The sequence below is a fragment of the Wolbachia endosymbiont of Pentalonia nigronervosa genome, assembly GCF_014534705.1.
In the GTDB taxonomy this organism is placed as follows: Bacteria; Pseudomonadota; Alphaproteobacteria; order Rickettsiales; family Anaplasmataceae; genus Wolbachia.
In genome coordinates, this window is record NZ_JACVWV010000048.1 from 1 (window position 1) to 9,626 (window position 9,626).

Annotated in this window: 9 protein-coding genes, 1 tRNA gene and 1 pseudogene; 6 read left to right on the plus strand and 5 right to left on the minus strand. The window is 32.4% G+C overall.

Annotated elements, in window-relative coordinates; translation table 11 throughout:
• Positions 1-180: 180 nt before the first annotated feature.
• Positions 181-2,667, minus strand: coding sequence for an ATP-binding protein (locus IC220_RS05045; protein ID WP_188153443.1), 2,487 nt, complete (start codon positions 2,665-2,667; stop codon positions 181-183).
• Positions 2,668-2,780: 113 nt separating this feature from the next.
• On the opposite strand from IC220_RS05045, the gene hemF reads away from it, so the two are divergent.
• On the plus strand, positions 2,781-3,605 hold the full coding sequence (gene hemF, locus IC220_RS05050; RefSeq protein ID WP_188153444.1) for an oxygen-dependent coproporphyrinogen oxidase: 825 nt from the start codon (positions 2,781-2,783) through the stop codon (positions 3,603-3,605).
• A gap of 17 nt (positions 3,606-3,622) precedes the next feature.
• Here hemF and IC220_RS05055 read toward each other — a convergent pair whose 3' ends face one another.
• Together IC220_RS05055 and IC220_RS05060 are read right to left on the minus strand one after the other, a co-directional pair.
• On the minus strand, positions 3,623-5,245 hold the full coding sequence (locus IC220_RS05055; RefSeq protein ID WP_188153445.1) for a hypothetical protein: 1,623 nt from the start codon (positions 5,243-5,245) through the stop codon (positions 3,623-3,625).
• Positions 5,246-5,264: 19 nt separating this feature from the next.
• Positions 5,265-6,320 carry a 5-(carboxyamino)imidazole ribonucleotide synthase gene (locus tag IC220_RS05060; RefSeq protein ID WP_188153446.1) on the minus strand — a complete coding sequence of 352 codons (1,056 nt, stop codon included), beginning with the start codon at positions 6,318-6,320 and terminating at the stop codon, positions 5,265-5,267.
• A gap of 91 nt (positions 6,321-6,411) precedes the next feature.
• Between IC220_RS05060 and apaG the strand changes: the two genes are divergently transcribed.
• From apaG to pth, 4 genes are read left to right on the plus strand one after another with little or no spacing between them, the layout of a single operon-like run.
• On the plus strand, positions 6,412-6,816 hold the full coding sequence (gene apaG / locus IC220_RS05065) for a Co2+/Mg2+ efflux protein ApaG (RefSeq protein ID WP_188153447.1): 405 nt from the start codon (positions 6,412-6,414) through the stop codon (positions 6,814-6,816).
• A 52-nt stretch (positions 6,817-6,868) separates the two neighbouring features.
• Positions 6,869-7,723, plus strand: coding sequence for a protein translocase subunit SecF (gene secF, locus IC220_RS05070; protein ID WP_188153448.1), 855 nt, complete (start codon positions 6,869-6,871; stop codon positions 7,721-7,723).
• Between the two features lie 56 nt (positions 7,724-7,779).
• Positions 7,780-8,376: a 50S ribosomal protein L25/general stress protein Ctc gene (locus IC220_RS05075; RefSeq protein WP_188153449.1), complete on the plus strand. Its 597-nt coding sequence runs from the start codon at positions 7,780-7,782 to the stop codon at positions 8,374-8,376.
• Positions 8,376-8,933, plus strand: coding sequence for an aminoacyl-tRNA hydrolase (gene pth / locus IC220_RS05080; RefSeq protein ID WP_188153450.1), 558 nt, complete (start codon positions 8,376-8,378; stop codon positions 8,931-8,933). Before IC220_RS05075 ends, pth begins: the two co-directional genes overlap by 1 nt.
• Before the next feature lie 27 nt (positions 8,934-8,960).
• Here pth and IC220_RS05085 read toward each other — a convergent pair.
• Positions 8,961-9,036: transfer RNA gene (locus tag IC220_RS05085), tRNA-His, on the minus strand.
• Between the two features lie 74 nt (positions 9,037-9,110).
• Here IC220_RS05085 and IC220_RS05090 point away from each other — a divergent pair.
• Positions 9,111-9,455 (plus strand): annotated as a pseudogene (locus IC220_RS05090) (transposase family protein); the annotation flags it as partial.
• Here IC220_RS05090 and IC220_RS05095 read toward each other — a convergent pair.
• The coding region (locus IC220_RS05095) for a transposase (protein WP_188152743.1) at positions 9,452-9,626 on the minus strand (175 nt) is incomplete at its 5' end. The pseudogene IC220_RS05090 and the gene IC220_RS05095 overlap by 4 nt on opposite strands.

Consider the following 9,626-nt stretch of genomic DNA (forward strand, 5'->3'; position numbering starts at 1 on the left):
ATTATATATCTTATTGCATTAATAATCGCTCTAATATCGTGTTTTCTTGGCCTTCCTATTGCCCCTTGTGCAACGTATGGCTCTAGTATTTCCCATTCTTTGTCACTTATGTCACTTGGATACATTTTTTTACCTCTTAATTCTACATTTGCTTTAGTATATTTATCTTTTCATTTCTTTTCAAGACATCTTCTTAGATCGCAACTGTTTTTTCTTGTGCAACACACTTTGAACTTTATTTCCTAATTCATTTAAGGTAAAAGGTTTTGGTAAAAAATGAAAATCTCCTACGTTAATGTCATCATTTTTTAAGAAAGTGTCTTCTGCATATCCTGAAATAAAAATTACATTAATGTTTGGTCTATGAATCAGTGCTTCTTTAACTATTTCTGGGCCACTAATTTCGGGAATTACTACATCAGTGATTATGAGATCTATATGTTGACTTCCTTCACTGATTATTTTCAATGCTTGACTACCTATGCTGGCTTCTATTACATTAAACCCTTTTCTTTTCAGTGCCTTAGTGGTAAATTCCCTTACTGAATCTTCATCTTCAATTAATAAAATGATACCACTATCTTTCGTTTCATTTACTACCAACTTTTCTGTTTTTTCGTGCTTTTCCTGTTCATCACTTTCATCTGATACATAAACCATAGGTAAAAATATACTAAATTTAGTTCCTTGATTTACTTGAGTGGTAATATAAATATATCCTTCAGTCTGTTTTATAATTCCATATACAGTTGAAAGACCAAGCCCTGTACCAGAAGTAATATCTTTAGTAGAAAAGAATGGATCAAACACTTTTTCGATTATGCTGCTTTCTATACCACAGCCAGTGTCAACCACTTCAATCACAACGTAATTTCCATGCTCAATTGCTTCCTTGTCCGGAGAATACATATCTTGCGATATAGAATTTAGGAAATCAATTTTTTTGTTAAAAGTCTGTATGGTCAATTCCCCACCCTTTTCCATGGCAGCGCTAGCATTAACTACTAAATTAATTATAACTTGCTCCAATTGTCCTTGATCAGCTTCAACAGCACCTAAATCTCCATCATAGTAGGCAGTAAATTTTATATTTTCACCTATTAATCTTTTTATCATTTCATAAAGATTAGCTATTGTGCTATTCACATCAATAATTTTTGGCTGTAGGGTTTGCTTCCTTGAAAAAGCAAGCAATTGCTTAACTAAATTTGATCCACGTTTCGCATTTTGTTGTATTTGTATTATGTCTCCAAAAGACGAATCACCAGCTGGATGTTGAAGTAAAAGTAAATCACAGAACCCTATTATTCCGGTAAGTATATTGTTAAAATCATGAGCAATCCCTCCTGCTAATTGACCTATAGCTTGCATTTTTTGGTAATGCTCAAGTTTCATTTCCAGATTTTTATGCTCAGTGTTATCAACAAAATAACAAAGTATAAACATAGTTTTATTATGAAGGAATTTATTAAAATATATTTTCGTGTTGTCATTATTATTCAATTGAACATCAAAGGATGCGTTATTTATTCTGTTACTTAAAAAATACTCACGTATCTTTCTGTGATAACTATCAGATATAATGGTGAAAATTGAATTTTTATCTGACCCAGATAATTTTATTAGCGCTACATTTTTCTTTACAAAATTGCCGTTTATGTCGCATTGAGCAATAGCAATCGGTGAATTAGTAAAGCAAGGATGCAGTTGGTAATCAATAATATTTGATTCAATCGGTGTAATGAAACCATGTATATAATTGTGATTATACTTGTCACAAAATATAGCAGTGCTCATATAAGCTTTGAAGGGAATACCACGTGTAGTAACAAATAAAGTTTCATTGGTGTTACTAGATTTAGACTGTGACGTAAAATCATTAATTGAACTGCCTTTTTCAAGTTTTTTTAGTTCAAATATATTCAAAAAACTTTCATTTGCAGACAGAATTACTCCTTTAGTATTTGCAATATAAGTTCCTATATTGTGTTTTTCTATTAGTTCTTCATATACTTGTTCCTTATTTATTTTTGTTGCTTTTAAAACGAAATATCCACTCGGTCTTGCTATTGGGGCAAATGATAGATTTAAAATTTTATTATCATTAATGGCAATTTGAGGATTATCAGGTATAGGTTCAAAAAATAAAAGGAAGTTAGATAACCTGTTTTTTTTGCTTAAAGAAATGCACACCTGTACAGAGGAATTATTTTTTAGGGCATTGTGAAATGCTTTTTTGTCTGCCTCTGAAATATTTCCTGCATCAAGAATCTGATTTAAGGAAGCTTTATTACTCATATGATCTTTGAATCTTTCATAGAATCTTGCATCAGCATAAACAATATCTTCATTCTTATGTATAATCAGACAAAATTCTGTATTATGATTCAGTGCATTTGCAAATATTGCATTCTGAAACTCTACGGTACTCAGTATATATCTGTAACGTTTGACATTATATGCTATAAATAAAGTTGCTAGAGTGCTAGCGACTAAATTAATTTCTATGTTAAAGTGCTGATCACATGCGTCAGAAAAGTAAAGTATTGATATTACTATAGAAGGCAGAAGCATAATGGTAGCCATTACTGTAATTGACATCCCATATTTTCTTAAGATAAAGTCTACTCTATTCTCTTTTTTATTATCTATATATCTTTTACTCATTATTCACATAAAAATGTTTTATTATATTGACATCATTATTATAGACTTATTAATTTATTGATAACATACAGTGTACCTTAAGTGAAAAATACTAAAAAGTAAATACATAAATTATGGAAATGCAAAAAAAACAAGCATTAGAGTGGTTTTGTGCATTGAGAGATGACATCGTCGAATCTTTCTTATCAATTGAAGCACAACTTTCTGGAGAGCCCAAAATCAAGAGAAAAAAATGGGAGCGTCCAGGAGGTGGAGGTGGTGAATCCACAATTATTTATGGCAATGTTTTTGAAAAAGTTGGAGTAAATGTTTCGAAGGTACATGGAAAATTTTCAGACTCAGTCATAAATGAAATTCCTGGTGCAAGTGAAAGCAATGGAGAATTTTGGGCCAGTGGTATATCTGTAGTCTCTCACATGCAATCACCTCTTATTCCTGCAGCTCACATGAACACAAGGCTAATATATACTTCAAAACAGTGGTTTGGTGGGGGAATGGATTTTACGCCAGTATATTATGATGAGGAAGATCATAAGTATATTCAAAACTCAATAAAAATAGCATGTGATACGTTTAATCCTGAATATTATTTAAAATTCAAGCAACAGTGTGATGACTATTTCTTTTTGCATCATAGAAAAGAACCACGCGGTATTGGCGGTATTTTTTATGACAATCTTAATTCAAGTGATTGGAATAACGATTTTAATTTTACAAAAGCAGTAGGAAAAACATTTCTAGAAATCTACTCGCACATCATACGTAAGCACATGGATAAGTCTTGGAGTAATGAACAGCGTGAATGCCAATTAATAAAACGCGGCAGATACGTAGAATTTAACCTGTTATATGATCGTGGCACAAGATTTGGGTTAATTACTGGTGGCAATCCAGATGCAATTATGATGTCAATGCCACCATTGGTTAAGTGGTTATAATAATAGACCTAATAAAACTAGCAACCAGGTTGGCTGGTATGCTCTGCTCCACAAAAAAATGTTTTTACCCTTTCAAAATAAGTAGGTGGAGTTTGAACTTTATCAATCATAGCATCTACTGCATCTTTCATCGCTTCATCTGTAAGTAATTCTTGTAGTTTATGTTTTATAATGCTCCTTCTAACTCCTTCAAACTCTGTAACTTTTTCAACTTTTTTAACTTCTTCAACCCCATCAACTATTTCCACTACTTCAACTACTCCAACTTCCTTAACTCTTTTTCCGTACTGATCATAACAATACACATATAATTCATTAAAAACATACTGTGTTGCATCTTCCATTAATCTACTCATGTCATCTTTTACTTTAGGATTCATATCCCTTTCAAAATAAAAGTCACCAAAATTGTTTTTTAAAAATTTTATCCTTTGATTACTACAACCTAGAAGAAATTGTTTAGTAAATTCAGGAATTTTATCATTTACTTGCTTATCTACAAGTGTAAATTTATTTTCTGGGTCAACGCCGCTAAGCGCGTAAATAATACGATTAAACATTCCACCAGGACATTGGAATTCTTCGCTTAAACTCAACAACAACCTACCTTTAAAGTTCTTCATGTTTATTCCTTGCTCTCGAGCTGTAATTAAAACTAAATTTGCCGTTTGTGTGAGCGTGAGTTTAGTGTCTGGATCTTTCCACTTTCGCCAGTCATAACGATCTGGATCTTCGGAAGTATTAACATTGGGAGTATTAAAGTTAAAATAATGCATTTTTAGTAGATTTTTTTTCCAAGCTGTAAGTTCTTCTGAGTTATTTATATAATCCTCAAATTCTTGATCCAACACATTTGGCTGAGTACCATGCTTTGTTTTGAGCTCTTGAGCACATCGAATAACACTACGTTCAAAACTCTTCGTATGAACACTCTGACTACCGCTACCTACATCGCTTACATCAAACAAAAAGCTTAGTTGTGCTACATTCAACCCAAGCGGTGAGAATAATTTTATTAATGGATACTTTATTAGCTCAAGCAGTGCCACTGGAGCCAATATTATAGCATTTAATAATGTTAAGGCTGCACAAACCACAATCCCATTGCCTCCTTTTCCATGGCCACTAAAAATAGCTTCGAGCACCCACTTATTGACTAATGATACCTTCGATGCACAGTATAGAAATGGTCGTTGAATGCAATATATTGCATATATGGCACAAAACAGCATCTTATCCTTTAGACTTATTGTTGGGTCATTATATACTTCAAGAAACATATTCTTATTATCTGACAAATTTGTATTTTTAAAAGACTGATAACTACTTTCAATTTTCTCTGTAAAAGCAGCACTTACCTTATGTATCAAATAACAGGCAAAAGGAAGGGCAATCAAAGCAGTAATTAACACCAACACACTTAATGTTATAGCTACTCCTTCACTTGCGTTTTGTGCAAGAAAAAATTTACGCAGCATATCTATAGCCATGCCAAGATAAGTTTCAAAAATAATCTGAAGAAAAATAGCTGCTGCAGCTAAGATAACACAAAGTGCTATCATACCACAAATGTCGAGAATTTTTTTTAACGTTGGATTTATCATAATTACTACTTCATTAACAAGTTTTACTTTTAGCATAAAATTAACAAAAAGCAAGCTAACTCAAATTAATATTCACATGTCCCATTTTGCGCTTATCTCTAACTTCTTTTTTTCCATATATGGTCAAACTAGCTCTATTATCACTCAAATATTTATGAGAACAATATATATCTTTACCTATTATATTTTTTGTTACACAAGGAAAACGTAATATTACTTCTTGCATAGGCAATCCGCATATTGCTCTAACTAATTGTTCAAATTGACTTACATTACACGCATCTAAACTCCAGTGGCAGGAGTTGTGAGGCCTTGGAGCTATTTCATTGACTAGCAACTCATTATCCTTAGTGATGAAAAACTCAATCGCTAAAATCCCTATGAGATCAAGAGCGCATACTATTTTCTCTGCAATTTGCTGGACATTATTAGTTAAGTCATCATCAATTTTAGCTGGTACCGTTGAAGTGTCTAATATTCCATCAATATGACAATTTTCTGCGATAGGAAAAAACGCTATTTTACCATCTTTATTCCTTGCAACCACTACCGAAATTTCTTTTAGTAAATCAACATTAGCTTCAAGAATATATTGTGTATTCCAATGTACAGAATCTATCTGAGAATGATTATAGATTACATGCTGTCCCTTGCCATCATATCCCATTTCCGCCGTTTTAAGTCTCATTGGGTAGCTATCGCTTTCTAGTAGCTCATCACAGTTTTTTATACTTCTGTACTGAGCAGTTTTTATTCCCAAGCTTCTGATAAAATCTTTCTCTCTTAGTCTATTTTGTGAAATGTATAGCGCCTTCTTACCAGGATAAAAATCTGCGTACTGTGATACAATATCAATAGTACTGCAAGGAATATTTTCAGACTCAATGGTAATCAAATCTACACTCTTAGCAAAAAGTTCTAAGGCATTTTTATCAGAAAAATCCGCTATCGTTAAATTATTAGCCACACAACAAGCAGGTTCATCCTTAGTATTAGCAAATATGTGTGTTTTTTGCCCATACTTTGTTGCAGCAATTGCTGTCATTTTGCCTAATTGCCCACCACCTATTATGCCTATTACTTTCGCGTCAAATATATTTAATTTTTTCATACTTATAATATTTCTTATCAACGGTACTTGAAAAATCGATGAAAATGGTATATAATAGAAGTGTTCTTTACCTTAATCATCAATACACAAAATGACTTTCGAATATACACTAACTACCAATTTTGTCAAAGTTACAGTTTCGCCAATTTACGTTGAAGAGCATTCAATTCCTTATGAAAATTGTTATGTATGGATATATAATGTTAAAATAAAGAATCAAAGTAAATCAACCATTCAACTAGTAAGCCGTCACTGGCAGATAATGGATTATACAGGAAAAATAAATGAGATCGATGGTATCGGTGTAATTGGAGAACAACCTGTGATACACTCTGGAGAAATATTCAAATATACTAGTGGGGCATATTTAAACACACCATCAGGAATAATGCAAGGCAGATATGAATTTCTAGATGAAGAGAGCACACAGCTGTTTAAGGTTATAATACCCTCTTTTTCTTTGGATAGCCCATACCTCAATACTAGACCACATTAGCATTGCATTCAACTATAGAATAAGCTATTAAGTAATAAGTAAAATAAATTATATGACACTTAGACTTATTCCAGACAATCTCAATATAGAGTTTAGTAGATACAAGAAATTTACTACATTAATGAGTATTATTCTTGTTGCGCTTTCAATGTTCATTGTTGCATTACGTGGAATAAATCTAGGAATAGACTTTACAGGTGGAATTTTGATAGAAATTTCATCACCTGATAAAACTAGCTCACTTCTTGATGCACTAAAAGAAAACGGATTTACAGTACAGAGTTCACAATCAGGTGATAATTTGGTCATGTATTTTCAGGACATAGGAGATGAAAGCACGATCAAAAAAATAAAAACTGTCTTAGAGGAAAAATCAGGGAGCTCTATTATTTATCGTAAAATAGACTATGTGGGTCCACAGATCAGCTCAACACAAATCTTTGAAGGAGTGTTGGCTATACTTTCTGCAATTGTTGGGATATTTTGTTACATTTGGGTGAGATTTAATTGGCGGTACGGTTTAGGTGGAACAGCAGCACTAGTCCATGACGTAATTTTAACCATGGGTTTTATTAGTCTTATTGGTATTGAATTTAATATTTCATCTACTGCCGCTCTACTAACTGTTATTGGTTATTCAATTAACGATTCAGTTGTTATATATGATCGAATCAGGGAATATGGCAAACAAATAACAAGTAAAATAATAGATAAGAGTATTAATGCCACGTTATCTCGTACAATATTTACTTCTGGCTCAACTCTTCTTGCAACCATTCCCCTAATATTAATTTGTAAGGATACAGTAAGAGATTTTAGCTTAATCATCTTTTTTGGTATTGTAATTGGTACTTATTCCTCAATATTTATATCTGTTCCTATACTGACTGTAAAAAATCAGGTATAATTTGAAATAAATATTTTTTATGTTATGTTTAATAGAGCTAATTGGAGTAAAAAAATATGGTACAACAGACTATTAATGCAGAGTTACGTGATGTAACAAAAACAATACACTCATTAAGAAAAAATGGCTGTATTCCTGGAGTGATATATGGCAAAGGGCGTGAAAATATAAATTTAACATTATCTGCCAAAGAGTTTACAAAACAGTATAAATTAGGGTATCTTTCTGCACATCTAGTAGAATTGAACATATCAGGCAAGAAAGAATACGTTGTTGTTCGCGATATTCAATGGCACGTGGTAAAAGATACTGTGCAACATGTTGATTTTCAATTTGTAGATAAAAATAGTGAAATCAAAATAGATATACCTTTATCATTCATAAATGAAAGCAAAGCACCAGGAATCAAGTTAGGTGGAGTACTTAATGTTCTATGTCGTTTTATTACCATAAAATGCTCCCCTTATAAAATACCTCAAATTATAGAGGTTGATCTATCTGGTAAAATGATAGGACAGTCTATACACGTTAATGATATAAAATTACCAGAGGGCATTAAGCTTGCAGCTCATGAAGAAGAAAATTTTACTATTGTAACAATTTCCTCTGCTGATAGTGACGTTGAAGAACCTAAAGAAGAAGTAGCACTATAGTGTATCTAATAGTTGGGCTTGGTAATCCTGGTGAACGATATGAACTGACTTATCACAATATAGGATTCATTATTGTTGATGCAATTTGTAAGTACTGGTGTTTTCAAGCTTTTTCTAAAAAAAACAATTACCTGATAACTTCTGGTACAATTAACGGTAGTAAAGTATTATTATTAAAGCCTTATTCATTCATGAATAACTCAGGTATTTCTGTTGTAAAGATATTAAATTTTTATAAGATTTCATTAGATAATGTGATAGTGATACATGATGATGCCGATTTACAGCTAGAAAGAGTGAAAATAAAACAAGGCGGCAGTTCTGCTGGACACAATGGACTTAAATCTATAGATAGCTTTATTGGTAATAATTATTGGCGGCTAAGATTTGGAATAGGTAGACCTGAAGACAAAAGAGGCCTAGCAGATTATGTATTATCAAAAATTACAGATACTGACAGCATTACTCAGTTAGTTGAAAGGATAACAAAAAACATACACTTAATGCTCAATAAAGAAAATACTGCTTTTATTAATCAAATTATACAATGTTCATGACCTTCAGACATGAATTTACAAAAAAAATGGGGCGAGCGACCAGGATCGAACTGGCGACATTCAGTACCACAAACTGACGCTCTACCAACTGAGCTACGCCCGCCACAAGTTACACATTGTAACAATAATACCAATAACCTGCAACCTTAAGTCAACAAAAGACCTCTTTCAAAATTGAAAAAGAGCAAAAAAATTATTTGTACGTCATTTTCAAATGGTAAGAAACATAATTTTCGGCTTTTCAAGGAGTCAAAAGTGGCAATATTACCGGAAATCAAGGTTTTAGCAGATAGCGGTTACAGAGGCTTGCAAAAAATTCACAAAAACGTTAAATTGCCGCATAGAAAGACGAAAAAGAAGCCATTAGATAAGGAAAAAAAGAAAGAAAATCAAGAACTTGCAAGTCAAAGGGTGGGAGTGGAAAATGTGATAGGTTTGTTGAAAAGGTTCAAAATTATAGCAGATCGATATAGAAATAGACGCAAACGTTTTGGTTTTAGAAGATGTCTTGAAATCATTTAAGTAGCTAATTTATTAAGCATAACGGTAATCATATTAAAGAAAATATTGGTTTTTGAGGTAAGAGGAGAATGTTCGTAATCTTTGCTCATGCGCCTAAAATTGGAGAGCCAAGCAAAGGTTCTTTCAACTATCCAACGTTTTGGAATAACCTGAAATCCTTCAGCTTCGGGA

What these genes read in the sequence shown, in the direction of transcription:
- apaG (WP_188153447.1), top strand. Translation starts at nt 6,412, where the DNA reads ATGACTTTCGAATATACACTAACTACCAATTTTGTCAAAGTTACAGTT.
- secF (WP_188153448.1), top strand. Translation starts at nt 6,869, where the DNA reads ATGACACTTAGACTTATTCCAGACAATCTCAATATAGAGTTTAGTAGA.
- IC220_RS05060 (WP_188153446.1), bottom strand. Translation starts at nt 6,320, where the DNA reads ATGAAAAAATTAAATATATTTGACGCGAAAGTAATAGGCATAATAGGT.
- hemF (WP_188153444.1), top strand. Translation starts at nt 2,781, where the DNA reads ATGGAAATGCAAAAAAAACAAGCATTAGAGTGGTTTTGTGCATTGAGA.
- IC220_RS05075 (WP_188153449.1), top strand. Translation starts at nt 7,780, where the DNA reads ATGGTACAACAGACTATTAATGCAGAGTTACGTGATGTAACAAAAACA.
- IC220_RS05045 (WP_188153443.1), bottom strand. Translation starts at nt 2,667, where the DNA reads ATGAGTAAAAGATATATAGATAATAAAAAAGAGAATAGAGTAGACTTT.
- IC220_RS05055 (WP_188153445.1), bottom strand. Translation starts at nt 5,245, where the DNA reads ATGCTAAAAGTAAAACTTGTTAATGAAGTAGTAATTATGATAAATCCA.